Consider the following 25997-nt stretch of genomic DNA (forward strand, 5'->3'; position numbering starts at 1 on the left):
ATCCTACTTTTATCATTTTAAGATAAAGTAACACCCATTCTCCTATCATCTATGCCTTTTCCTCCCAAATACAACATAAATTCACAATCGTTTCGACAGCCTTTTCCATATCTTGCACTGACACCCATTCGTGCTTCCCATGAAAAGCATGTTCGCCTGCAAAGATATTTGGGCAAGGCAAGCCCATAAATGAAAGTCTAGAACCATCTGTCCCACCACGGATACTCATTTGCTTGGCAGGAATACCTGCACGCTCGATAGCTTCCAAGGCATACGCCGTCACATGAGGATATTGATCTAGTATTACCTTCATGTTGCGATATTGTTCATGAATTTCGAATACAGCTTTTGAATTAGGATACCCTTCCAACACTTTCTCCATGATGTTTTTCAAGAAAGCTTCGTGTTCATGAAGTTTTTCCTCTGTAAAATCACGAATGATAAAACTAACCGAAGCCTCTTCAACGGCACCAGAAATACCCACGGGATGAATAAAACCTTCTTTTCCTTCGGTAGTCTCTGGAGAGAGGGTATCTTTGGGTAAACTTGCCACAATTTCTGCAGCGATTTTTAAAGCGCTTTCCATTTTACCTTTAGCAAAACCCGGGTGTTGACTCACCCCTGTGATTTTAATTACCACGCCATCCGCCGAAAATGTTTCATCTTCCAGCGAACCTAATGTTTCGCCATCGATGGTATATCCAAAATCAGCGCCTAGTTTTTCAAGGTCGACTTTGGCAGTTCCACGACCAATTTCCTCATCAGGGGTAAACAAAATTCTAATTTTACCATGTTTAATTTCTGGATGAGTTGTGAGATAATAAGCAGCATCCATAATTTCGGCAACACCAGCTTTGTTGTCAGCTCCCAATAAAGTTTTACCACTTGCGGTAATGATATCGTTACCGATTTGGGTAGGTAAATCAGGATGTTCGGCACAACGAATTATCTGAGAATGATCATCTGGCAAAACCAAATCCTGCCCTTGGTAGTTATAATGAATAATAGGTTTTACATCCTTTCCTGAACAATCTGGGGAGGTATCTACGTGCGAACAGAAGCATATTACAGGCACCGATTTATCGGAAGTAGCTGGTATTGTGGCATATACATAACCAAACTCATCCAGTTCAGCATCGCTGATACCCATGGCGTGAAGTTCGTCGACCAATACTCGACTCAAATCCTTTTGTTTTTCGGTCGAAGGTTGTGCAGATGAATCTGGGTCTGATTGAGTATCAATTTTAACATAACGTAAAAATCGCTCGGTTACGGTATTTTTATATGATTTAAGCATAATTTTGAGTAATGAGTATGGTATTTTGAACAAAAACTATAATAAAACCAATCAAAATGGTCTAATAAAATTCTAATATATTTATTGTATCAGATTGATTTATTTAATTATTTGAAGAATTTTTATGGTTAAAATTATTTATTAAACAAGTTTCAACAAAGGTAATGAAGGTTTCAAATTTCGTGATTATCTTGCAGAAACATTCTTGCGGGAAATATTATGAACAGCCATAGAATTGTACAATTTCTATATGTATCTAAATTTACCAAAGAATCCGATAATGATTGCCATGTAAAAGGCAATTTTCAGTAAATTCGCTTCGTCAAAATAAAAACAAAATTTCAAAAGGTTAAGCCAAATAATATATAGGTTATGTCAGATTTTGCAGAACTATCATTAGGTGACAAACGTATTCAGTTACCTGTTATTACTGGAACTGAAGATGAAAAAGCAATTGATATTGCCAAGCTCCGTGATGAGACAGGTTATATTACAATTGACTCGGGTTACAAAAACACAGGTGCTACGAAAAGTGCGATTACATTCCTCGATGGTGAATTAGGAATTCTCCGTTACAGAGGATATTCAATCGAAGAATTAGCTGAGAAAGCTTCTTTCTTAGAAGTAGCTTACTTGTTGATCTACGGTGAGTTGCCTACTGCAGAACAATACGCAACATTCGAAAATTCGATCAAAATGCATACTATCGTTAATGAAGATATGCGTAAGATTTTTGAAGGCTTCCCGGTAAATGCTCACCCAATGGGCGTTTTATCAGCGATGGTTTGTGCTATGTCGGCTTTCTACACAGGCGATAAATCTGGTTCTGACGAGTTAAACATTATCCGTTTAATGGCTAAAATGCCATCAATGGCAACTTGGTCATACAAAAAATCTCAAGGTCACCCTGTTAACTATCCAAACAACTCTTTGGATTACTGCTCAAACTTCTTGAATATGATGTTTGCTTTGCCAGTAGCTCCTTACCAAGTTGATCCAGTAGTTTCGGCAGCTTTGAACAAATTATTGATTCTTCATGCAGACCACGAACAAAACTGTTCTACTTCAACAGTTCGTTTGGTTGGTTCTTCTCATGCAAGTTTATACGCTTCAATCTCAGCAGGTATCAATGCCCTTTCTGGTCCATTACACGGTGGAGCCAACCAAGAAGTAATTGAAATGTTGGAAGCAATTAAAGCTGATGGTGGAGATACAGCTAAGTATATTGCAATGGCAAAAGATAAAAACTCTGGTTTCCGCTTAATGGGCTTTGGACACCGTGTTTACAAAAACTTTGACCCACGTGCAAGAATCATCAAAAAAGCAGCAGACGATGTATTAGCCGCTTTAGGTATTAATGACCCAGTGTTGAAAATTGCTTCTGAATTAGAAGCAGCAGCATTGAGCGATGAATACTTTGTAGCTCGCAAATTATATCCAAACGTTGACTTCTATTCAGGAATTATTTACCGTGCATTGGGTATTCCTACTGATATGTTTACGGTAATGTTCGCCATTGGTCGTCTTCCAGGTTGGATCGCTCAATGGAAAGAAATGAAAGCAAATAAAGAACCTATCGGTCGCCCACGTCAGGTATATGTTGGTGCTACTCCACGTGAGTACGTATCAATGGACCAAAGATAATTTCTTACCAGACTATTTAACATGTAGAGATTCCTCGAAAGAGGAGTCTCTTTTTTTGCCCATAAACCTTACAATTTCAAGCTTCAAAATGGGCAAAATACAACTCATTTTACTTGCAATAGGTATTTGACTTTATGTAATAAGCAAGCACAAAATGCATATTCCCAGCGATATAAAAAGCACATTTTTACTTGATACCTACTACCTAGAATCTCAAGCGCTTTAAACCATTTTTCACTTTTCTAAGAAAGTGACTATACGTTATTTTCTTAGAAAAACTCCTCTCACTTTTCCACAACAAAGGATATAAACATTGAAAGGCCTTCCAATAAAAATTTGCTTTTTGCGTTATTTCTCGAAACTATCTTCTGAAATAAAAAAAAATCCAAAAGCTAATTTTTTGATAGTCAGATATATATTTTTTTTCATTACCTTTGTACGATGTTCTCCAGACATAGAGCATACTATTCATGTACAGATTTCCTACCCAAAGTGGTACTTCATTTATCTTTGGTTTAAGGGTTTTTGGTCTTCAAAAAACCATTTTTCAGCCTCTTTTACCAAATAAATTTAAAACCTAATTCTATGAGGATTATCAAGCATATAGTACTTTTTTGTGTTTTCTTCTGGCAACAGTTTTTAACAAAAGCACAAGTTGGCGAAAAATATTACGGACGAGCGTCCTATTATGCCGACAAGTTCCACGGACGAATGACTTCCAGTGGAGAGTACTACAGCCGAGACGAATACACTTGCGCCCATCGCAATCTTCCATTTAACACTATTCTTGAAGTAACTAATACAAGCAACAACAAAAAGGTGATCGTAAAAGTAAACGACCGAGGTCCTTTTGCTTACAGTCGTGTGCTAGATCTTTCTTTTGCTGCTGCCAAAGAACTAGAACTTCTGGCAAATGGTGAAGCCGAAATCCAAATGAAAATCCTTTCTATGGATAACCCTGCTTATATTTTACCAAGTTTTGAGCCCGGAGATAAAGGTGAGTTTAACAAAGAATTCCGTCAACATCTACCCATCAAGTTTGAAATGAAAGATGGTAGAATGGTATTAGATACGGCATACAAAGCTCCTGTTAGCACAGTGGCTGCTCCTAATGTCATCGCAAGTAATCAGTCGGCCAATGCTATTCACAAATACATTAGAGTTGTGAAAGATGTAGACGGTAACTACAAGCTTGATTCTTCTGGCACTGCCGAAAAGGCTCTAATCACCCCTCCTCAACAGCAATCATTAGAAGTAAGTACAGCTGTTGGTAATGCATCATCCAATGCATCAAATACTACTGGACATGATTATCTCAATGTGTACACAGATGAGGAAGGTCGTATTCGTGTCAGAAATAGCAAAAACGAATCTATTGGGAAAGTGAGTGCCAATGCCAAAGAGGTAGTAAAATCAGCCTCCACTAACAAAACAGATGTAACACCAACTAGTCAGGTATCTGAAAAACCTAAAGAGCCTACCAAAGAAAATACATCTAAACACTCCTATCTACAAGTAATCAAAGATGCGGATGGTCGCATCAGAGTAGAAACCAAAAACTCTAATAACTAGGATACGTTGTTGAGAGTTAAGTATATGCATTAGAGCGATAAAAAAGCTAGTTTCTTCCAAGAAACTAGCTTTTTTGTTAGATTTGTTCTGAAGCTTGCCTTCCAAATCCCTTAACATTTTTCTAATCTTACTTCATTAACATGATCAAACGCATATCGATTATCCTGCTAATGGTAACGAATGGTTTGTTTGCCCAAAATGGCACAGACAAAGTATTGGTTACCGATATGAACAAAATCAAAACAATTGGTTCTGTCAATTTATCTCCTGATGGCAAGAAAGTTATCTATTCAGTTCGTACCGACGAACCGAGCGAAGAAAACAAACTAGAGTTTGATTATCGATCTCACATTTGGGTCTCGGATTTTCAAACTAATAAACAGCTTACACGTGGTTTAGAAAGTGTAGGTAGCGCTGCTTGGTCACCAGATGGGAAACAGATTGCTTTTGCTCGTGGCGTAAAAGGTAAATCACAAATATTTATTATGCCTTTGGATGGTGGTGAAGCTTTTCAGTTGACTGATCTCAAACAAGGTGCTTCCAATCCATCATGGTCTCCAGATGGAACCAAAATTCTTTTTTCAGTAGGTACAACAGTCAACGAAATGTTGAAAGACACCTTACTGAATCCTTCAAAAGCGTTACCTTCTTGGTCATTTGAAAAAGCTGGTTTTAAGGATAATACCTTTCTTAAAGCTGACAAAAAAGTAAAACCAAATCCAGATGGTTCATTAGCAGAAATTAGAGCTTATTTAGACAAAGATGTTGAAGATAAAAAAGCTAAAGTCTTTAGCCGTTTGAATTTTCAAGGAGAAGCCAATACGGATCCAGAAATACGTTTCAATCTACTTTTTGTCATAGAGGTAAAAGAAGGAGCTAAAGCCAAACAACTTACGCATGGCTTTTGGTCATATAATGGTGCAACGTGGTCGGCTGATGGTAAAAAAATCTTTGCCTCATGTGGTAGAGATACAACTTTGCACCCAGATAGAGAGCAAAATTCAGCTATTGTAAGTATGAATGCCGATGGTAGTGATTTAAAATATATCATATCAAAAAAAGGAGTAAGTTATTCCAATCCTACCCCATCGCCAGACGGAAAATTGATTGCCTTTACTCAATCAGAAGTGAGTTGGTTAGGCTTCAATCAGCTATTAATTGCCAATGCAGATGGAAGTAATATTACGCCTATCGTGTTTGATAGAGCGTCTGGAAATTTGGAATGGACTGATGACTCAAAAGCTTTGTATCTGACAGCTCCCTCAAATGGAGGAACACCCATATATAAGTTAGATATTACCACTAAAAAAGTAGAAAAGCTTACTGACTTTAATTCGGGAATTACGGCATTTGATATTGCTAAAGATAAAATTGCGTTTGCTAAAACTGAAGTTAAAAATCCGTCAGAACTTTATATCTCAGATTTGTTAGTGAAAGCTCCCGTAAAGCTCACCGCTTTAAACGACGAGTGGCTTAAGACCAAAGCGATTAGTTTTCCAGAAAAACGGACTTACAAAAACTCAAAAGGCTTAACCGTGGAATATTGGATCATGAAGCCTGCAAACATGGAGAGCGGCAAAAAATATCCTCTCCTACTCAATATGCATGGAGGACCAACCGCAATGTGGGGTCCAGGTGAGAGTTCAATGTGGCATGAGTTCCAATATTTTTGTTCGCAAGGTTATGGCGTTGTATATGCCAACCCTAGAGGTTCGGGTGGTTATGGAAAAGATTTTCAATTTGCGAACTATCAAGATTGGGGAACAGGTCCTGCTGAAGATGTTTTGGCTGCTGCATCAGATGCCGCTAAAGAATCATGGGTAGATACCTCTAAGCAAGTACTGACAGGAGGTTCTTATGCAGGTTATCTTACCGCTTGGATTGTAGGACATGATCATCGTTTTAAAGCTGCCTTTGCACAACGTGGCGTATATGACCTCACAACCTTTATGGGTGAAGGGAATGCGTGGAGATTGGTGCCAAACTATTTCGGTGGGTATCCTTGGGAGGAGAAGATCAAACCAATTTTGGAAAGAGAATCTCCATACACCTATATCGATAAAATCAAAACGCCTTTGTTGATCAAACATGGTGAAAATGATTTAAGAACAGGGGTAATTCAAAGTGAAATGATGTACAAATCCATGAAAATCATGGGTAAAGAAGTAGAATATGTGCGAATGCCTGGAGGAACACACGAGTTATCGAGAAGTGGAAATATTCGCCAACGAATCGACCGCATGTTGCGTATCTATGAGTTTTTTGAGAGATATGTAGGGAAAAATAACCCTATAATGATGCTAAAACGAAAGCCAGCTTGACATTTTCAGGCTGGCTTTTGTTTTAACTTACCTTTTAATATTCAATAGCGAAAAGGCACCATCAACTTTCTCTTCGTACAAGAAACTATAAATCAAACATTTACATTAAATAAAACTAAGTCATAAAAATTATCTAACTTTGAATTTTAGAACTACTCCTTTACAAAAATGAAAGCAAAATATCTTAATCCTTTTACGGACTTCGGGTTCAAAAAAATCTTTGGTGAAGAAGCCAGTAAGCCACAACTTATTGACTTCCTAAATTCCCTTTTGCCCGAAAGAGACCAAATCGTAGAACTCACCTTCAAAAACAATGAGCAATTAGGCTTTACGCCCTACGACCGAAAAGCCATTTATGATATCTATTGTGAAAATCAAAATGGTGAAAAGTTTATCGTTGAGTTGCAAAAAGCCAAACAGAATTATTTCAGAGAAAGAACCATTTACTATTCCACTTTCCCGATTCGGGAACAAGCTGAAAAAGGTATTTGGAACTACAATCTAAAAGCGGTGTACTGCATCGGCGTGCTAGATTTCACCTTTGATGATTACGAATCTGAACCTGAAAAATCAGAAGTCGTTCATACCATCAATCTCAAAAATCAGCATGGAAAGGTCTTTTATGATAAATTGACCTATATCTATCTGGAAATGCCCAATTTCAAAAAAGAGGAACATCAGTTGGCTACCAGATTAGATAAATGGTTGTATTTTATCAAAAACCTCGAAGACTTCCAGAGTATTCCAGAGCTGTTTAAAGATGAAGTATTTACCCAAGCTTTTCAAGTAGCTGAACTAGCCAAAATGGATAGGGAAGATTGGGAACGATACGAATACAGTCTTAAAGTATTTAGAGACAATAAAGCCACCTACGATTATGCTGTCGAAACAGCACGTGAGGAAGGACTCCTAGAGGGTATGATGGTAGGAAAACAAGAAGGTAGACAGGAAGGTAGAAAAGAAGGTAGACAAGAAGGTAAACAAGAAGGTAAACAAGAAGAGCAACGAAATATTGCTCGACAAGCTAAGATGATGGGACTTGACACTTCTAGCATTCAACAATTAACAGGGCTTTCTTTGGAGGAAATTGAAAACCTTTAAATCTGAGCAATCACATATTTTAAGATTCGTGCTAGTCTCTAATTTTTCATCAAAAACGGTCGAAATAGTAATTTTCGACCGTTATTGATTTTAGACGCCACGCAAAGAATTGTATCTCTGTTTGATATTTTTTACACTTACTTGTTATTTATTGTATATGTTTTTTTATGAACCCCTACACCCTTTATGCTTAATGATTTCCAATGTTTAGGAAGTTTGATAGACTTTATTTGTTCGACTCCATTTTCTTCAATTTCTAGCCCACCAAAGCCATTCATAAGAGTTTGTAAAAAACCTCCTGCACCCGTGGCAAAATAAGGGTTATCACCTCCGGCAGTTTCTGCCAAGACCTTAAATGGTGGTACCTCATTAGGCTGGTAGCTTTTTACCATTAAATCAAGAGCCTTCTCGGATTCTCCCAAACGTGCATATAAAATCGATAAAATAGCCCAAGACATAGCTGGTCCGTCAGGAGACATTTTTGCTTCATAATAGTGTAAGTCTCGTTTAATATCCTCAGGATTGCTTACTTGATGCATGGGATACGATAACAAGTTTACATCTGCCTGTTTGATAATTTCGCCCTTGTAAGTAGCGTGCTCCATTGTCACACCGTTGGTATCTTTTAGAATTACAAGATTTTTCATAACCTCCTCCCACAAAGGATTTGCCTCTAGATGTAGCTCGTCAGCGGCATCTATCGCAAATTCAAGAACTTCTTTCGTCATTCCATTAGTGTAGGCATTGTCGTCCACATTTTCAGCCCATTCATCTGCACAAACTACGTTGATAATATGGTATTTTCCGTCAGAACCTTTCTCTGCACGACTTATCCAAAAATCAGCTACTTCTTTTAACATGGGATAACCACGAGTTTTAAGCCATTCTTTATCTTTGGTTACTTGGTAATATTTCCAAAATGCCCAGCCAACGTCTGCTGTGATATGATGCTGAAAAGGACCTGTCAATGCCCATACGGGAGTTGACTCTTGCCCCTTGTCATCCGACTCCCATGGAAACATAACTCCTTTATAGCCATGCACTTTGGCATTGTTACGAGCGGCCTCCATTCGTTGAAAACGATATTCTAGCAATGATTTAGCCATTTCTGGATGTAATAACAAGATGGGAGGAAACATCCATACTTCTGTGTCCCAAAATACATGACCATTATACCCTAAGCCTGACAAACCCATAGGAGACAAACTATAAGCTTGTCCTTCACGACAAAACGAATACAAATGATATAAAGCAAAATGTGCAGCTCGTTGAACTTCATCATCACCTTCTATCTGAATATCTGATTGCCAAAGTTCATCCCAAGCAGCTTTGTGACGAGCCAATAAACGATCATGCTTTTCAAGTGCTGCATAAATCGTCAACCGTTCTGCCTCGTTTAGTGGATCTACATTTTGTTCAGTCGAAATAGTAGAACCAACAACGCTAAAACGATAAGTTTGACCTGCTTCAAGTTTTTTAGTGAACTTCAATCGGTGCAACCCATAATCCCATTCCTCATGAATAACCTTTGGTTCAGCACCTCTTGGCTCTTCAAAAATGAAAGAATTAGAAGCGGCTAAAGTATGTTTTCCCGTTGGAGATTTAGCGACGGAAGTTAACAATGGAATTTGAGCATGAGGACGGTCTATCAAATGAAAAGTATTTTTGACATCTCGTAAAATATCTGGTGCTGACATCAAGCTATAAGGCGTTATTTCACACGCTTTTTGAGCCGTAATCTCAATGTCAATCATCATGGAATGAGGCAAGTGCCGCAAGGCCATCATGGATGACTTTACACTTACTTTTCCCTGATAATCAAAACTGGTGGAGAAGATAGCATTTCTCATATCAAGGGATTGTTGATAGGAAGAGATATCATTTTTACTAACCTTTTTTCCATCAACCTCTAAATCCATATTCGCAAAATCAAACGTTTTGAGAATATTAGACACACGTCCGCGACCATAAGTGTCAAATGCTCCATTGAGAACGACATCCTTCACATGAAGAGGCTCAGGCGACGAAACTATACCAATCATTCCATTAGCAACCGTAACGCCATAATATCCCTTTGCGTCAATATTATCAGCTTTTACTATCCAAGGATCTTGCGCCATCAGCTTTACACTCGCAATGCAAAGACTCAAAACAAGAGTAAGTTTTTTCATAATTTTAATGGATTGTTTATAAAAATGGACAAAGCACTATGACACGCCTAATGCCACTCCTACTTTATAGACTTCAGTAAAAGTATTGTACAAAGGTACAGGCGATAGTCTAATGACATTAGGCTCACGCCAATCACCGATAATTTGGTGGTCTACTAATCGATTAAAGAGCTCTTTTCCATTTTTTTCTGCTAAAATAGAAATCTGACAACCATTTTGTTGAGTATCTGCAGGGGTAATGATTTTCAGAATATGATTATTTTGCTCATTAAATTTTTCCAAAATAAACCTTAAAAAGCCGGAAAGCTTAATACTTTTAGCTCGTAAGGCTGGTAGGCTAGCAGAATCTGTTATTTCTAAGGCGGCACGATGACAAGCCATAGCCAGAATTGTTGGAGTGCTCAGCTGCCAACCGTCTGCGCCTTGCATTGGGACAAAGCCTTTTTCCATTTTAAAGCGTGTAGCTTGGTCATATCCCCACCAACCCGCCAATCTTGGTAAATTAGAGGCATGATGTTTTTCATGAACAAATACACCAGAGACCCCTCCCATACCAGAATTGAGGTATTTGTAGGAACACCAAACCGCAAAATCAATGCCCCATTCATGTAGTTGAAGCGGGATATTGCCCACACAATGCGCCAAATCAAAACCTACGACGATTCCATAAGCTTGCGCAGTTTGAGTAATCAGAGGCATATCTAACACCTGCCCATTATAGTAATTGATTCCGCCTAGCATCACCATAGCCAAGCTATCTTTATTTTCATGAATCAACTGAAGTATATCTTCTGTGTAAAAAATATGCTCATTTTCTCTTGGAAAAACTTCAAGAATTGCTGTTTCAGGATTGATATCTCTTGTTTTGAGATGTGTTTCTAAAGCATACTGATCTGAAGGGAAAGCTCCTGCCTCGGTCAAGATTTTGAAGCGAGTAGAAGTTGGCTGGTAAAAAGTCGTTAGCATCAAGTGTAGATTTACCGTCAGGTTATTCATCACTGTAACCTCCGAAGGCTTAGCTCCTACGATTTTAGACAAAGGTGTTTTAAGGTGCTGTAAATAATCAATCCAATTATCATCACCTGTAAACCAGCCTTCTACGGCAAGATTACGCCATTTTTCGAGTTCTTGATCTAAATAAAGGGAGGTATTTTTGGGTTGAAGCCCCAATGAATTACCACAAAAGTAGATTTGTTCCTGACCTTTATGGATAGGAATATGAAATTGAGAACGAAAATCTTTTAGTACATCTTCTGTATCAAGTTGTTCTGCAAATTGCTGTTGGTTGAAGTATTCCATTTTGTTGATGATTCCTCGTAATGTTTTAGTTCATCAAATTTAATCATTCCTGAGAAAATTTGGTTGTTGCTATATACTGGGAATCCCAAAATCAAATACTTTATTTTACCCCTAACCTGAAAATGAATATCTGAAAAACTTGTTTGTTTTATAAGCGAATCTTGTTGCCACTGCAATCCTGCAACAAGCCCTTTTAGCTTTGATACAACATAAACACTAGAGTCTTGAGCTTGAGGACTAGGAAAGAAAGAGAACTCCACTTGACAAAGTGGATCAATAGTATAAGTACGATTTACAGAATGTGCCGAAAAGGTCGAGTTATGGAGTGTTGGATTATTAATCGTAGAAATGGTAAAACATATAAAAACAAGCATTAAGGTAAATAACAAGTGTAGGGTTGTTTTCTTGGTAGGAAATATCCTTTGTACTAATAAAAACAAAAAAACAATTGTATAAATATTAAGAAGGATGATGAGTAAATGAATGACAATATTCATTGTGGTATAGATTTCTGGTGTCTAAACGATACAGTTTAATCAAAGCGTTGGTAGACAAGTACTAGGGCTCTCCCCTACAAACAAACGAAAGAACGAAAATCAATTTTATAATAATAGTGTGGTATGTTATACAAACGTATCTTACTTCTTAGAAGAGCGGGCTTTTCGCTGTGGAACCATATCGAGCAATCCTACTACACGCTTGATACTAATAAATCGTCTACGATAATAATCAGACTCTAGATAGTCATAACGTACGCCACCATTCCAAGCTGAGTGTATAAACTTGATGTAGGTATCACCAACTTCTGTAATAATACCAACGTGTCCAATGCGACTACTCCCTGAATTATGTCCTTTAAAAAAGATTAAATCGCCTGGAAGAGCTTCTGCTTTTGCTATTTCATCTCCAATTAAAGATTGTGCTGCACTACCGTGAGGGAGCATCATACCAAAGTTGCGAAAACAGTAGCGTACAAAGCCCGAACAGTCAAATCCACTGGTTGAGCTTCCTCCCGAACGATACCTAAAATGCAAGTGATCATGTGCAAAATCGAGAAGATTGTTGACAATCGACAACGGATGATAACTAGACCTTGTTTCGGCAGTATCTTTCCGAATTTGTTGTGCTTTGGAGGCTACACCAGAAGTAATGAGAATGCAGGTTAGAAATATTTTTTTTAGCATAATATTAAGGCTTCTAAAAAGGTAACTATTTGCAAATTAGTACAAAATCTTCATAATTAAAAGATTCTGTACTAATTGCAACGGATTTTTTCGTCCTTTAATTATACTTTTTTTCAGAAAAAATAATTTTTAGTCGTTTATCACCAAAGAACATGATTCATTTTATGTAGTAATTTATTGCCTTTTTCCATGATAAACCTAATACTTTACCAAACATAAGTCGCCACAGCGCCAGCGGATAAAGTCTGTTGAATTTTCTTATTTTGATGACTAATCATAAAGGTGGAAGGTTTATTGCTTTCATTCAAAACTATCAGTACAATACGCCCTTCAGCTGTTTTAAAAGCAATATTTTGTAACCCTACCGTCGTATTTGAGACAATTCTCTGGGCATTAGGACGTACAAATTTAGAAGCATGCGCTACAATATAATAGGCTGGATTGCGCTTAATTTCATTTTTATCAATCGTCAATGCACCTAAGCATTCGGTACAACCGCCGTCGGTATGTGGATTTTGCTGAGGATCAGCCGCTAGATTCCATTCCAAAACCGTTTTACACCAGTTACGTGGTGCTCCAATAATCAACGTTTTAGTATGCCATGCTAAATCTCCTGCAAAATTCCCTGGCGCTCCTATCCACTGTTCGGTAAAATAAAGGTTCTTATCAGGATGTGCTTCGTGTACCTGACGAATATTTTCTACGCTTCCCCCGTATAGGTGAAAAGCCGAGCCGTCTACATACTGACGTACTTCTGGATCATTTAAGATGGCGATTGGATAATCTGGACGGTCAGCATTATGGTCATACAACCAGATTTTGGTAGTAATTTTTGCCAATTTAAACGCCTTCCCTAAACTTTGTTTGATGAAGGCTCCTTGTTCTTCAGGTTGCATCAGCAAACTTGGATTATTGCCTGGATGCAATGGCTCATTTTGAATCGTGACAGCATCAATATTGATACCTTCCTTTTTCATACTCTGGATATATTTAACAAAGTATAAAGCGTAAGCATCATAATATTTGGGTAAAAGACTTCCTCCTTTCGAGTTACTATTGGTTTTCATCCATACGGGTGGTGTCCAAGGTGACCCTAAAATCTTAATGGCTGGATTAATTGCCAAAATTTCTTTCAAAACAGGAATCAAGGCTTTTTTTTCTTCCGATAAATCAAACTTTTGAATTTTCTCGTCTGTTTGACCTCCAGTTAAATCATTGTAAGTAAATACATGATCACTCAAATCCGAAGCTCCGATACTAACCCGTAGATAGCTGATACCGATGTTTTTGCCATCAAAAGCAAACAGTTCTTTTAAAAGTGCCTTACGCTTGTCGGCATCCATTTGCCATAACAAGGTTGCACTTCCACCCGTTAAGGTGAAGCCAAAACCATCCATTGATTGAAATTTCTGTTTTTCATCCACAAAAATCGTAGGAAGTGTACTCGATTGAGGGCTGAAAGTAAAGGTTTCTGCTTGCTTCTCAAATAGTTTTGATTGGTCTGCATGAGTCAGCCATACCTCGGCAGTTCGTGGTCCTTGAGCATGAGTTACTTGCCAGCTCACAAGCGTGGCCAGTAAGATTTTTGAGATTGTTTTTTTCATAAAAATAGTTTTAAACGAAGGGGAGTATTAATTGTAAATGATGAGTTTTGAATTGTGAATATGAATTTTCAAGATAAGCGTCAGCAACTAGGCACAGTTAAATAACAGGGATAGAGCCTTTGTTGCTTACGCAAGTTTGTTGGAGAAAAAACTCCAACAAAGGCAGGAAATTTTCAAGATAAGCTTCAGCAACTAGGCACAGTTAAATAACAGGGATAGTGCCTTTTTCGCCCTCGTTGAAGTTTTCTCCAACGAGAGGAGCGTCAGTAACTAACCACAGTTAAATAACAAGGTTAGTACCTTTGTCGCTTACGCAAGTTTGTTGGAGAGAAAACTCCAACAAAGGTGGTAGAGAAAATCCCAGCAAATCTGCAATCCAATATCCGACATCCGAAATTGTTGCTCTCTATTTTTATTCAAAGCTTTCTTCCACTTTGAACTTATTCCATTGTTTTTTAGCAAAATCTAAAAAGCCTTTTGGTGCTGTGGTAAAACTCTTATCTACCGTAAATTTACCGCCTTCTTTAATCATTTTGACATAGGTATCACCACGAAGGATGTACTTATTTTTTTGTTCATAAATCAATAATTTCAATGAAGCAGGACTCACATCGCCACGGCAGGCTGTTTTATACAAAAAAGACACCTCTCCTTTTTGATTTGCATCTACATCACTGACTTGTAAAGATTTAGGAATAAAAGTAGCCGCAACATCCAAAGGGCATTCGTCTATGCCATCTTTCAATTCCCAAACAAGTTGGTATTTATCCCCTTGTTTGTTATACTGATATGCATGCACTTTAGCAGTTTGGGCATCTCCAGAAGGTGTATCTACTCCAGTGACTTGTTTTCTTTCAACACTCAAAAAAACAATATTTTCACCCGTCTGATCTTGCCACTTGATGGCATCTGATACTTTACCTTTTACAGATACACCCACAGGTACTTTTTTATCAAAAGGATGTGTTTTGACTTGCGCTTTAGCTCCAACAGCTAAGCAGAGAAGAAGGATTGTTTTTTTCATGAGGAATTATTAAATGAAGGGAACAGGGACAGAGGCACATAGGGTCAAAGTGTTTACTTTAATTTTAAACACTGGATTACTTTGTGCCTTTACAACTGTTCCCTCAATTGATTTTCTTATACTCTTTCAACAACTTAATAGTTTGATCAATGGGCAAGGATTGGATAGTGCCATTTTTACCTTTGAGGGTTTTGGCTGCAAAAAGCGAATTAAGAATAGCCTCCTCTGTAGCTTCAATGGTAGCCAAAAACAAAGGCGAAACCTCGTCATTTCGTAGCTCTTGCACGGTTTGCAATTTTTCTTTAGACTCGTGTGGTACTCGGAGCCCCTCGGCATTGGATATAGCTATCACATAATCTCCACTGCCATTGGAGGCAATACCACCCGTTTTGGCCAAGCCCATCATGGCTCGTTTGGCAATACGTTCTAAATTCCTAGCGGTAACAGGCGCATCAGTAATCACCACAATCATACAAGAACCATCGGCAGGGTCATTAAGCTGGCTATTGAGAAAATATTGATTCAACGCCACACCTACGGGCACTCCATCGATTTGTAATACACCTCCAAAATTGGTTTGTACCAATACGCCAACGGTATATCCTCCCGACGCTTTGGGCAATACTCTTGAGGCTGTGCCGATACCACCCTTAAAACCAAAACAAACCGTTCCGGTTCCAGCGCCTACATTGCCCTCTGCTACGACGCCATTTTTAGCATTCTCAATTGCAGTAAGGATATGCTGCTTTTTGACATGACGACCCACTATGTCGTTGAGATAGCTATCATTAGTTTCACCAACAATGGCATTGACAGAACGTAGATTTTGATTTTCTTTTTGAGATACAGAATAATCAATAATAGCGTCGGCTGCCGTGGCAATAGACAAGGTATTGGTCAATACGATAGGTGTTTCGAGATTGCCCAATTCCTTTACCTGAGATATTCCCATGAGTTTGCCAAAGCCATTTCCAATATAAATCGCTGCTGGGACTTTACTTTGAAAAAGATTCCCTTCGGCAGGAATAATGGCCGTTACACCTGTATTAATGCTATCTCCTTGCTGAATAGTCGTATGTCCCACTTTCACGCCCTTGACATCGGTGATGGCATTGAGTGCTCCAGTTTTCATAACACCAATTTTGACGCCATAATCACGAAGTCTTTTTTGCGCCGATATGTTCAAGGACATCGACACAAAAATCAAGAAGAGGTAAGTTTGTTTCATGAGTGAAAATTGATTTAGGAATTATAACCTTTCAACATTTTCACAAAATCATCTTCATATTTTTTCAATGCTTTCAATAGCTCTTGTAATTCTTTGTGCTCGGGTGTGCCAGGTTTTGCACCAAAAATTTCGTCTGCGCGGTCTGAAGCTTTTTCGTATTCGCCTTCGTTGTTGATAGTAATCATGTTACAAATGTTTTATTGTTTGATAAAATAAAGTTACTGAGATTTTTTGGGGAGTTATATTTTACCTTGAAAAACTCTAGAAAAAAGGAGTTTCATTTTCAAAAACCTAAACGGGTATTGTTTTCCAAGATATTTCAACAAAAACGCCTAGTAAGCGAACTTACTAGGCGTTTTGATATTTTGAAAAAGAATCTTTTACAATTGTTCAAAAACTCTCTCCATCGAAACGGCAAAACCGATTTTCTCACGAAGATCAGCTATCGCTACACGCTCCTGCTCCATGCTATCACGGTGACGAATCGTAACGGTATTATCTTCCATTGTTTGATAATCCACAGCAATACAGAAAGGTGTTCCTGCCAAGTCTTGGCGAGTATATCGCTTCCCAATCGCACCACCGTCGTCATACGTTACGTTAAACGAACGCTTCAATGAATGATAGATATCTTGTGCTTTTTCTGCTAAACCGTCTTTTTTCACCAATGGCAATACAGCTGCCTTGATTGGCGCAACCGATGGGTGGAATTTCAAATACGTTCTTTCTTTAGCTGCTTCGCCTTCGCCAACTACTTCGTTGGTGTAAGCATTACAAAGTACTGCTAAGAACAAACGGTCTGCTCCTACCGACGTTTCTACCACGTAAGGAATATAGTTTCCGTAAGGTTTACCATTTTCGTCCAAGTCTGCATCGAAGTATTGTTGTTTTTTCTTCGAAAGTCCTTGGTGAGATTTTAAGTCAAAATCTGTACGAGAGTGAATACCTTCCATTTCTTTGAAACCGAATGGGAATTCATACTCAATATCCACAGCGGCATTAGCATAGTGAGCTAATTTTTCGTGGTCATGATAACGTAACTTTTCTGCTGGCAAACCAATAGCTTTGTGGAATTTTAAACGCGTTTCTTTCCAAGCATTGTACCATTGCATTTCGGTACCAGGGCGACAGAAAAATTGCATTTCCATTTGTTCAAATTCACGCATACGGAAAATGAAGTTACGAGCTACAATCTCGTTACGGAAAGCTTTACCAATTTGGGCAATACCAAATGGCACTTTCATACGACCTGATTTTTGTACGTTCAAGAAGTTTACAAAGATACCCTGTGCCGTTTCTGGACGAAGGTAAATCAATGAAGCATCTTCTGAAACAGCACCTACTTGTGTCGAGAACATCAAGTTGAACTGACGAACTTCAGTCCAGTTGCCAGTACCTGAAATTGGACATTTAATTTCTTCATCCAAAATCAATTGACGTAAGCCAGACATATCGTCGTCGGTCATGGCTTTTGCCATAGCTTCCAATAAAGCTTTACCTTTTTCTGGAGTACCTGCCTTTTCGTATTCTTCAGCGCGACCTTCCAACAACTGGTCGGCACGGTAGCGTTTTTTCGAATCTTTGTTATCAATCATTGGGTCGTTGAAAGAGTCAACGTGCCCAGAAGCTTTCCAAGTGAGAGGGTGCATAAAGATGGAAGCATCAATACCTACTACGTTGTCGTTCAACATAGTCATCGCTTTCCACCACAAAGTTTTAAGGTTGTTTTTTAACTCAACACCATTTTGACCGTAGTCGTATACGGCTTGTAGACCGTCATAAATCTCAGAAGAAGGAAACACAAAGCCATATTCTTTGGCATGTGAAATAATGTCTTTTAATGCAGATGCCGTATCTTGTTTCTGTTCAGCCATTGTTTTTTCGGTTTCAAAAATCAATCATCTACGTCCAACCTCAACCTTGTAAATTGAGAGGTTTACGTTCAGTCTGTAAAGTTATCCCTTTTCTTGCTGACTTTTGTAATATTTCACTAACTTGCTACCGCTGAACCCTAAATTTTTTCTCAAAATGACCTCTCGTTATTTCAAAATCTTCGTTTTCCTATTCGGATTAACGCCAAATCTTTTTGCTCAAACCAATCCTTTCGCTGGCCAGTGGATTAATGAAAAGTATTATAATACCGTCATGAAAACCAAGTCGCCGATGAAAGCTTTTTCTAGTTACTTTCAGAGTAACATTGTTTTTACCAAACAACTCAAAGGTGGGCACTTTTTGGGTTGGAATTTTCATGAAGGGGAAGAAACCATCTTAAAACAGGTAGGCAATGGCTATGAACTTTGGCGTACTGAACCAAAAGAAAAAATCGGTGCGATAAGTATTGTGGAAGCTGATAAGAAAATTAAAGTAGGAAAAGAAACCTTTGTTAAAATCAAATCGACCGACCCTACGATGTGTTTGGAAGAAATGCTTTTTGAAGGTAATTATGAATGGAATGGAAAACCTGTAAAATTTAATGCTAATGGGACTGTCACAGGGCTTTCTGGTGTTAAATATTTTTTTCCTAAATGTGATTTTATTGAAAAAATTCTCCCATTTGACCTCATTGTTCTCAACAAAGTCAAAGACGCTATGACTGGTCAATCTTACATTTATGAGTTTAAAGACAACTCTTTGATTATCTATAATATCGACTGCCAACAGCAAGACCCCGATACCAAAGATTGTATGAAAGGGCGCAAAGGAAAAGAAAAATATATCTTAAAAAAGATTGCTAACTAACCAGTTGTTAGTTCAATTCGCCCATATATAAAACCAAACCTACCAATCACAAACCGTTGATTGGAGACATGCAACTTAATTACTGATATTTGTATGTGTGTGTAATCTCCTTGTATCAAAAGATATTCACTGAGATTCTCATCAAATAACAATTAGTGGTTAGGTAATCTTATTAATAGGCTTCCCCTGTCGGGATGCCTATTATTGTTTTTAGTGATTAGGTCAGGAATGAAAAGACGCAAAGTGATTCGAAAAAGTATTTTGTGTATCTTTGCGAAAAATTAACACTGGCCACCATGCCTCAGACAAAATTCCTTATTCTCCGCTTTTCATCCATCGGCGATATTGTGCTGACCACTCCTGTGATTCGCTGTATCAAACAACAGTATCCCAATGCTCAAGTACATTTTGCGACCAAAAAAAGCTACCAGTCTTTACTAAATAACAACCCTTATGTGGATAAAACTCACGTATTGGAAGGCTCTTTGTCGACTTTTGTAGATGAACTAAAAGCAGAGCAATTTGATTATGTCATCGACCTCCATAATAATTTGCGAACACGAATTATTAAGTTTAGGTTGGGCGTTAAAGCCTTTAGTTTTGACAAACTCAATTTCAGAAAATGGATTTTAGTCAAGTTTAAAAAGAATTTAATGCCCAATGTTCACATCGTAGACCGCTATTTGGCCACTACCTCAACGCTGGGAATTAAGAATGACAACAAAGGTTTGGATTATTTTATTCCTGAAAAAGACCAACTACCAACTAGCTGGCTTCCAGAGGAATATCGTAAGGGATTTGTGGTTTATGCCATTGGCGGACAACATGCGACGAAAAAATTGCCCGTTGCCAAAATGATCGAGTTGTGTAAACAGGTATCTCTTCCTTTGATATTGATTGGAGGACCAGAAGATAAATCTGAAGCAACACAAATCGTTGAAGCACTCAAAGAAAAAGCCATTTTGAATACTTGTGGCAATTGTAATCTGAACCAATCAGCCTCTTTGATTCAGCAATCACTTTGGGTAATTAGCCACGATACAGGCATGATGCACGTAGCGGCGGCCTTGAAAAAAAAAGTTGTGTCGATTTGGGGAAATACCGTTCCTGAATTTGGGATGTATCCATATCAAACGCCATTTGTAGCTATCGAAAATAAAGAAATCGGATGCAGACCATGTTCCAAAATTGGATTTGAAAAATGTCCCTTGGGTCATTTTAAGTGTGCAAACGAGTTAGAGTTTAGTGATTTAGAGAAAAAAATATTTAAAACAAATTATACATCATGAAAAAGGTAAATATTGGTTTGGTGCAGATGTCATGCTCTGATAACGTGGCTGACAATATGCAAAAAGCCATTTCGGGTATTCGTGAAGCAGCAGCTAAAGGAGCCCAAATCGTTTGTCTTCAAGAATTATTTACTTCATTATATTTCTGCGATGTTGAAGACCATGAAAACTTCAAGTTAGCAGAAGCAATTCCTGGGCCATCGACAGATACTCTATCTGCTGTTGCCAAAGAATTGGGCGTAGTAATCATCGCTTCATTATTTGAAAAAAGAGCCGCTGGATTGTATCACAATACTACAGCTGTTTTGGATGCTGACGGAACGTATTTAGGAAAATATCGTAAAATGCACATTCCAGACGACCCAGGGTATTATGAGAAATTCTATTTTACGCCAGGTGATTTAGGCTACAAGGTATTTGAAACCAAATTTGCTAAAATTGGTATCCTAATCTGCTGGGATCAGTGGTACCCAGAAGCATCTCGCATTACAGCTTTGATGGGAGCTGAAGTATTGTTCTACCCAACTGCTATTGGTTGGGATACTAACGAAACAGATCCGAACACCAACCGTGAGCAATACAATGCTTGGCAAACGATTCAGCGTTCACACGCAATCGCAAATGGTGTACACGTGGTATCTGTAAACCGTGTGGGTCGTGAAGCTGACCAACAGTTTTGGGGTGGAAGTTTTGTGGCAAATCCGTTTGGTTCATTGCTTTATCTTGGCTCACACGAAAACGAAGAAGTGCATGTTCAAGAAATAGATTTAGCTAAAACAGAGTACTATAGAAGCACATGGCCGTATTTGCGCGACCGTCGTATTGATAGCTATGACCCGATTTTGAAGAGATATATTGATTAGAAAGCTTTCAGCTGTCAGCTATGGGCACTCGGTAGAATACTTCTATGGTTTCATAAAAAGCATATTCAAATTTTTAGTCTATTGCTTAGAGCTTAAAGCGGGTAAAATTAAATTGCATTATTAAGCTGTAAGCCGTAGGCATTAGGCAAAAGCTCGTATTATTTCATAAGAAGTATTTTTTAACTTTTAGCCTACTGCATAAAGCCTAGAGCTTAAAGCAGTGAAATTATTTTAATTTTGCCTTAGTACTTAAGTAATCGTGCAGAATAAGATTTAAGTTATGTGTTTTAGGGATAAGGCAACAGGCACAAGGCAAAGAGTGTTAAAATGTTTTTATTAACCACCATGCTTTTTTACAAAGCCCGCCGCCGAAAGCCGATACCTGAAAGCTCAAAGCACAATCTTAAACTTTATTTTGCTTACTAACTTAAGTAATCGAGCAGAATAAGATTTAAGTTATGTGTTTAGGGACAAGGCAACAGGCACAAGGCAAAGAGTGTTAAAATGTTTTTATTAACCACCATGCTTTTTTACAAAGCCCACCGCCGAAAGCTGGTACCTGAATGCCTTGGGCACAAAAATCAAATTCTATTTTGCCCACTAACTTACAAAAAAAGACCGTTCGGGTGTAGAACGGTCTTTTTTGTATCATATTTTTCAGGAAATTATCATAGATTTTATACAATCGTCTCGCTGAGCTGGCTGCTCATGGATTCTTGGTAATTTGCCAAACGTGCACCAAGATCATCAACCAATTCGGACGAGCCCACATAAATCGCAGAACGCTGGTGTATCTGCGTAGGTTCAACATCCAAAATCGGACAAACACCATTGGTAGCCTTCCCTCCTGCTTGTTCGGTAATCATCGCAAGTGGATAGCATTCATACAACAAACGTAGTTTACCATCCTTCGCCTTTAGCGTAGGCGGATACAAATAGATTCCTCCTTTGAGTAAATTACGATGAAAATCACCTACTAATGAACCAATATAACGAGCCATTGAACCAGAAGTTTTGCGCATATCCCCAATAAACGATTTGATTGGCTCTGCAAACTCATCATAGTAAGCATCATTAATTGAATAGATTTTACCCGTGGTAGGCATTTCCATATCTGCATGAGAAAAGAAATACTCACCAAGTGCATTTTCATACGTAAAGCAATTTACTCCTTTACCAGTAGTGTAAACCATCACGGTCGACGAACCATACAGAATATAGCCCGCTGCCACTTGTTTACGACCACCTTGCATAAAGTCTTCGAGGGTAGCTGGTGTACCAATCGGACTTACACGGCGATAAATGGAAAAAATTGTCCCAATCGAAACATTTACGTCAATGTTTGACGAACCATCGAGAGGATCCATTGCTACTACATACTTTGCATTTTTGTTACCTGTTTGGATGATATCATCCTCCTCTTCTGAAAGAATACCACAAACTTCACCACCATTCACTAATGCTCTTTTGAAACGAATGTTGGCAATTACGTCTAGTTTTTGTTGGCTCTCACCTTGTACATTTTCTCGACCCAATGCTCCCATAATATCAGTCAAACCAGCACGGTTGATTTCACGGCCGATAATTTTGGAGGCAAGGGCAATATCACGCAATAACTGTGAAAGCTCTCCTTTAGCAAAAGCAAAAGCTTCTTGTTGACGCATAATAAAGCGGTCGAGGGTTGTACCAACGGGTAGTGCAAGGGTTGATTCTGCTGTCATATTCTTCACTTGGTTTTAAGAGTAACTCGTGATTTTTAAGTACAGTGGTTATGGTCGCTTTTTCAAACTTTTCACCGCGCCAACAGAATCAATCATAAGGTATGTGAGCCAAGAAACATGAACTTATATGTCAACCAACAGAAATATTTCAAGCATAAGAACCTAATCCCTTTCTTGAATATATCCAATAATTGACCTTCTAGCTTCATGTTACTCTTTGAGTGTCATATAAGAAATTACACTTTTCTAAAACTAAACCGTTAGCAAGTATATTTACCAGTTCTACTTACCCTGATTTAATTTATTAAAGCACCATACTTATTTATGATTCCATCGAGCAAACAGTTTTACGCTAGACGAAGCCCACCAAATACCCATAAGATTTATTAGATTGTTTTGGTAGCTATTCAACTAAAGGTTTTGGCATTGAAGTCATGATTTGAAAATGATTTACCAGCTCATCGAAACTCCAAATCATGAACTTTTTACGCCAACAACCAATAACCGAACAAGTTAATTTATGCAAACCTATTGAACAGAAATCATATAACTTTCCTATTCCGTCCTGCTTGAGTGATTTTTTTTTGATTTTTTTTAAAAATTAAAATCAAAATCTCTTAAAAATCAACACGAGATTAGGATTGTCCATTAGGCTTACTCATTTTAAAAGTAAAGCATTAAACAAATCTAATCTCGTGGGTAGGCATTATCCTAAAATATTGCAATGAATAGGTAATATAATACTAAATCTCATTGAATTGCATTGGACTTTTTGAAGAAAATCTAGCTTTCTGATATATTAAAAAAATCCTAATTTATTAAGCTGTGACTAGCCAACATATTTTTTATAGTTTTCTTCAAACAAACCTTCCAAATATTTAGCCTTTTCGGTGTAGGCCTCTGGGCTTTCCCAAGTATTGATTGGGTTCAAAATTTCTGTTGGTACATTCGGGCATTCTGTTGGGATTTCGATGCCAAAAATTGGATGCTTTTCAAAAACTGTTTCAGCAAATTTCCCCTCCAATGCCGCATGAATCATCGCACGCGTATATTTCAACTTCATACGTGAGCCAATGCCATAAGGTCCTCCAGTCCAGCCAGTGTTAATCAACCATACATTTACTTCTCCATTATTGATTTTTTTCCCTAACAAATCGGCATATTTTAAAGGATGTAAAGGTAAAAATGCCGCTCCAAAACAAGCTGAAAACGTAGCTTGTGGCTCTTTAACGCCCATTTCGGTACCTGCTAATTTTGAGGTATATCCTGAGACGAAATAAAACATTGCTTGCTCCTTATTTAACTTGGCAATCGGAGGCAATACCCCAAAAGCATCAGCTGTAAGGAAAAATATATTTTTAGGTGCACTACCTATCGAAGGCTCCGCAACATTTGGAATATAGTTGATGGGATATGCCGTACGAGTATTTTCGGTTACACTTTGGTTGGTGTAATCTACTGTGGTGGTTCCTTCAACAAATCGAGTATTTTCTAGAATTGCCCCATAACGAATGGCGCCAAAGATTTCAGGCTCTTGCTCAGCACTCAAGTTAATCACCTTCGCATAGCAACCTCCCTCGAAATTGAATACCTCCTCATCTGACCAGCCATGTTCGTCATCACCAATTAACTTACGATCAGGGTCGGCAGATAGCGTTGTTTTGCCAGTGCCTGATAAGCCGAAAAATAATGCAGTATCCCCCTCAGCGCCAATATTGGCTGAGCAGTGCATCGATAAAACTTGTTTTTCTTGTGGTAAAATATAGTTCAGAACGGTGAAAATACCTTTTTTCATTTCACCTGCATAACCAGTACCTCCAATCAAAATAATCTTACGGGTAAAATCAATAATCGTAAAATTACCTTGACGCGTACCATCTACAGCAGGGTCAGCTTCAAATTCGGGCACATTCAAGATTACCCATTCTGGTTCGAATGTATTAAGTTCTTCTTCTTCTGGGCGAAGAAAAAGATGGTTACAAAACAAATTGTGCCATGCCAAAGTATTAATCACCAAAATGTTCAATCTATGTGTGGGCGATGCACAAGCATATGCATAACGGGCATATAACTTTTTGTTTGCCACAAACGCAGTCATTTTTTGATATAAAGCCTCAAACTTATCGGCATCAAACGCCTGATTGATTTCGCCCCACCAAACTGTATTAGCAGTTTTATCATCAAACACACAAAACTTATCTTTAGGCGAGCGACCTGTAAATTTGCCAGTATCGCACATAAATGCGCCTGTATCAGTCAATACGCCTTCCTGATTCTTTAATGCTTCTTGAATCAAAGTCGATACACGCAAATTAAGGTGAATATCACCATGCAATTTGAATACTGGATGATTAACCATTGGTTTGGCAGTTTTACTGAGATCCACTGCTAGCATATCATGTTTCATAACGATTGTATTGAGTTGAATGAATAGCTGTTTTTAGACAGCCGTTTTATTTGGTGAATACGTTTATGTCACTTTAGCAAGAATAGGTATGTGGGCAAAACTAAATTTAGGTCGTCAGGGTATAGGCATTAGGCAAATAGTGATAAAAATGTTATTTCACAACTACAGGAATGTTTTTTGCTGAATGCCCATAGCTGAAAGCTAATAGCCCACCAATTGAATTTTATTTTGCACGATTACTAAATAGGCTGTAATAAGGCTAAAAATTATAAACAGCCAATGGGGAAAAGCAGTCATTTTACTTTTCCTTTTATTTACCTGAAACTATCATGATTCTCTATCTTTTGCACTGATGAATCTTGGTCAAAAAACTGATTTTTGGAAGAAAAGCCTGCCTGACATACGAGACAGACTTTATCCAAACCAAACTATTCACCTAATTTGAATTGTGAGTTAGTGAATTGTGAATTAGTGAATGTAATAACTAATGATGCTTTCTATTCCACAATTCACAATTCAACATTCACAACTCA

Annotated in this window: 19 protein-coding genes; 7 read left to right on the forward strand and 12 right to left on the reverse strand. The window is 38.1% G+C overall.

Annotated elements, in window-relative coordinates:
- Window positions 1-49: 49 nt before the first annotated feature.
- The gene (gene pepT, locus BWI92_RS04275) at window positions 50-1297 is read right to left on the reverse strand and encodes a peptidase T (protein ID WP_095160892.1); all 1248 of its coding nucleotides are present in this window, start codon (window positions 1295-1297) and stop codon (window positions 50-52) included.
- Window positions 1298-1669: 372 nt separating this feature from the next.
- On the opposite strand from pepT, the gene BWI92_RS04280 reads away from it, so the two are divergent.
- From BWI92_RS04280 to BWI92_RS04295, 4 genes are all read left to right on the forward strand, one after another.
- Window positions 1670-2941 carry a citrate synthase gene (locus BWI92_RS04280; RefSeq protein ID WP_095160893.1) on the forward strand — a complete coding sequence of 424 codons (1272 nt, stop codon included), beginning with the start codon at window positions 1670-1672 and terminating at the stop codon, window positions 2939-2941.
- A gap of 585 nt (window positions 2942-3526) precedes the next feature.
- On the forward strand, window positions 3527-4513 hold the full coding sequence (locus BWI92_RS04285; RefSeq protein WP_095160894.1) for a septal ring lytic transglycosylase RlpA family protein: 987 nt from the start codon (window positions 3527-3529) through the stop codon (window positions 4511-4513).
- 140 nt (window positions 4514-4653) lie between these two features.
- The gene (locus BWI92_RS04290; protein WP_095160895.1) at window positions 4654-6834 is read left to right on the forward strand and encodes a S9 family peptidase; all 2181 of its coding nucleotides are present in this window, start codon (window positions 4654-4656) and stop codon (window positions 6832-6834) included.
- A gap of 168 nt (window positions 6835-7002) precedes the next feature.
- Window positions 7003-7935, forward strand: a complete 933-nt coding sequence (locus tag BWI92_RS04295) for an Rpn family recombination-promoting nuclease/putative transposase (protein WP_095160896.1) — start codon at window positions 7003-7005, stop codon at window positions 7933-7935.
- A gap of 137 nt (window positions 7936-8072) precedes the next feature.
- Here BWI92_RS04295 and BWI92_RS04300 read toward each other — a convergent pair whose 3' ends face one another.
- From BWI92_RS04300 to BWI92_RS04335, 9 genes are all read right to left on the reverse strand, one after another.
- Window positions 8073-10106, reverse strand: a complete 2034-nt coding sequence (locus tag BWI92_RS04300; RefSeq protein WP_095160897.1) for a glycosyl hydrolase family 95 catalytic domain-containing protein — start codon at window positions 10104-10106, stop codon at window positions 8073-8075.
- A 36-nt stretch (window positions 10107-10142) separates the two neighbouring features.
- A complete protein-coding gene (kynU, locus tag BWI92_RS04305; RefSeq protein WP_095160898.1) occupies window positions 10143-11405 on the reverse strand; it encodes a kynureninase in 1263 nt (420 codons plus the stop codon).
- Window positions 11348-11794: a hypothetical protein gene (locus BWI92_RS04310; protein WP_176464349.1), complete on the reverse strand. Its 447-nt coding sequence runs from the start codon at window positions 11792-11794 to the stop codon at window positions 11348-11350. The genes kynU and BWI92_RS04310 overlap by 58 nt, the downstream gene beginning before the upstream one ends.
- Before the next feature lie 249 nt (window positions 11795-12043).
- The gene (locus BWI92_RS04315) at window positions 12044-12589 is read right to left on the reverse strand and encodes a C40 family peptidase (RefSeq protein WP_095160900.1); all 546 of its coding nucleotides are present in this window, start codon (window positions 12587-12589) and stop codon (window positions 12044-12046) included.
- 206 nt (window positions 12590-12795) lie between these two features.
- The gene (locus BWI92_RS04320) at window positions 12796-14193 is read right to left on the reverse strand and encodes a glycoside hydrolase family 30 beta sandwich domain-containing protein (RefSeq protein ID WP_095160901.1); all 1398 of its coding nucleotides are present in this window, start codon (window positions 14191-14193) and stop codon (window positions 12796-12798) included.
- Between the two features lie 412 nt (window positions 14194-14605).
- A complete protein-coding gene (locus tag BWI92_RS04325; protein ID WP_095160902.1) occupies window positions 14606-15217 on the reverse strand; it encodes a M949_RS01915 family surface polysaccharide biosynthesis protein in 612 nt (203 codons plus the stop codon).
- 103 nt (window positions 15218-15320) lie between these two features.
- Entirely contained in the window at window positions 15321-16445 is a 1125-nt protein-coding gene (locus BWI92_RS04330) for a P1 family peptidase (RefSeq protein ID WP_095160903.1), read from the reverse strand.
- Between the two features lie 14 nt (window positions 16446-16459).
- Window positions 16460-16630 carry a hypothetical protein gene (locus BWI92_RS27220; RefSeq protein ID WP_166551236.1) on the reverse strand — a complete coding sequence of 57 codons (171 nt, stop codon included), beginning with the start codon at window positions 16628-16630 and terminating at the stop codon, window positions 16460-16462.
- A gap of 195 nt (window positions 16631-16825) precedes the next feature.
- Window positions 16826-18319: a glycine--tRNA ligase gene (locus tag BWI92_RS04335; RefSeq protein ID WP_095160904.1), complete on the reverse strand. Its 1494-nt coding sequence runs from the start codon at window positions 18317-18319 to the stop codon at window positions 16826-16828.
- A 154-nt stretch (window positions 18320-18473) separates the two neighbouring features.
- On the opposite strand from BWI92_RS04335, the gene BWI92_RS04340 reads away from it, so the two are divergent.
- From BWI92_RS04340 to BWI92_RS04350, 3 genes are all read left to right on the forward strand, one after another.
- Window positions 18474-19184 carry a hypothetical protein gene (locus BWI92_RS04340; protein ID WP_095160905.1) on the forward strand — a complete coding sequence of 237 codons (711 nt, stop codon included), beginning with the start codon at window positions 18474-18476 and terminating at the stop codon, window positions 19182-19184.
- A 296-nt stretch (window positions 19185-19480) separates the two neighbouring features.
- Window positions 19481-20473: a glycosyltransferase family 9 protein gene (locus BWI92_RS04345; protein WP_095160906.1), complete on the forward strand. Its 993-nt coding sequence runs from the start codon at window positions 19481-19483 to the stop codon at window positions 20471-20473.
- A complete protein-coding gene (locus tag BWI92_RS04350; RefSeq protein WP_095160907.1) occupies window positions 20467-21336 on the forward strand; it encodes a carbon-nitrogen hydrolase in 870 nt (289 codons plus the stop codon). Before BWI92_RS04345 ends, BWI92_RS04350 begins: the two co-directional genes overlap by 7 nt.
- A 677-nt stretch (window positions 21337-22013) precedes the next feature.
- Here BWI92_RS04350 and fbp read toward each other — a convergent pair.
- Both fbp and pckA read right to left on the reverse strand, forming a co-directional pair.
- The gene (gene fbp, locus BWI92_RS04355; RefSeq protein WP_095160908.1) at window positions 22014-23057 is read right to left on the reverse strand and encodes a class 1 fructose-bisphosphatase; all 1044 of its coding nucleotides are present in this window, start codon (window positions 23055-23057) and stop codon (window positions 22014-22016) included.
- An 829-nt stretch (window positions 23058-23886) separates the two neighbouring features.
- Window positions 23887-25416: a phosphoenolpyruvate carboxykinase (ATP) gene (pckA, locus tag BWI92_RS04360; protein ID WP_229362727.1), complete on the reverse strand. Its 1530-nt coding sequence runs from the start codon at window positions 25414-25416 to the stop codon at window positions 23887-23889.
- Between the last annotated feature and the right edge of the window lie 581 nt (window positions 25417-25997).

This window comes from Flectobacillus sp. BAB-3569 (assembly GCF_002270355.1).
Classification (GTDB): domain Bacteria; phylum Bacteroidota; class Bacteroidia; order Cytophagales; family Spirosomataceae; genus Flectobacillus; species Flectobacillus roseus.

Excerpts from the sequence above, each read along its gene's own strand:
- pepT (WP_095160892.1), bottom strand. The coding sequence starts at position 1,297 with ATGCTTAAATCATATAAAAATACCGTAACCGAGCGATTTTTACGTTAT.
- BWI92_RS04280 (WP_095160893.1), top strand. The coding sequence starts at position 1,670 with ATGTCAGATTTTGCAGAACTATCATTAGGTGACAAACGTATTCAGTTA.
- BWI92_RS04285 (WP_095160894.1), top strand. The coding sequence starts at position 3,527 with ATGAGGATTATCAAGCATATAGTACTTTTTTGTGTTTTCTTCTGGCAA.
- BWI92_RS04290 (WP_095160895.1), top strand. The coding sequence starts at position 4,654 with ATGATCAAACGCATATCGATTATCCTGCTAATGGTAACGAATGGTTTG.
- BWI92_RS04295 (WP_095160896.1), top strand. The coding sequence starts at position 7,003 with ATGAAAGCAAAATATCTTAATCCTTTTACGGACTTCGGGTTCAAAAAA.
- BWI92_RS04300 (WP_095160897.1), bottom strand. The coding sequence starts at position 10,106 with ATGAAAAAACTTACTCTTGTTTTGAGTCTTTGCATTGCGAGTGTAAAG.
- kynU (WP_095160898.1), bottom strand. The coding sequence starts at position 11,405 with ATGGAATACTTCAACCAACAGCAATTTGCAGAACAACTTGATACAGAA.
- BWI92_RS04315 (WP_095160900.1), bottom strand. The coding sequence starts at position 12,589 with ATGCTAAAAAAAATATTTCTAACCTGCATTCTCATTACTTCTGGTGTA.
- BWI92_RS04320 (WP_095160901.1), bottom strand. The coding sequence starts at position 14,193 with ATGAAAAAAACAATCTCAAAAATCTTACTGGCCACGCTTGTGAGCTGG.
- BWI92_RS04325 (WP_095160902.1), bottom strand. The coding sequence starts at position 15,217 with ATGAAAAAAACAATCCTTCTTCTCTGCTTAGCTGTTGGAGCTAAAGCG.
- BWI92_RS04330 (WP_095160903.1), bottom strand. The coding sequence starts at position 16,445 with ATGAAACAAACTTACCTCTTCTTGATTTTTGTGTCGATGTCCTTGAAC.
- BWI92_RS27220 (WP_166551236.1), bottom strand. The coding sequence starts at position 16,630 with ATGATTACTATCAACAACGAAGGCGAATACGAAAAAGCTTCAGACCGC.
- BWI92_RS04335 (WP_095160904.1), bottom strand. The coding sequence starts at position 18,319 with ATGGCTGAACAGAAACAAGATACGGCATCTGCATTAAAAGACATTATT.
- BWI92_RS04340 (WP_095160905.1), top strand. The coding sequence starts at position 18,474 with ATGACCTCTCGTTATTTCAAAATCTTCGTTTTCCTATTCGGATTAACG.
- BWI92_RS04345 (WP_095160906.1), top strand. The coding sequence starts at position 19,481 with ATGCCTCAGACAAAATTCCTTATTCTCCGCTTTTCATCCATCGGCGAT.
- fbp (WP_095160908.1), bottom strand. The coding sequence starts at position 23,057 with ATGACAGCAGAATCAACCCTTGCACTACCCGTTGGTACAACCCTCGAC.
- pckA (WP_229362727.1), bottom strand. The coding sequence starts at position 25,416 with ATGGTTAATCATCCAGTATTCAAATTGCATGGTGATATTCACCTTAAT.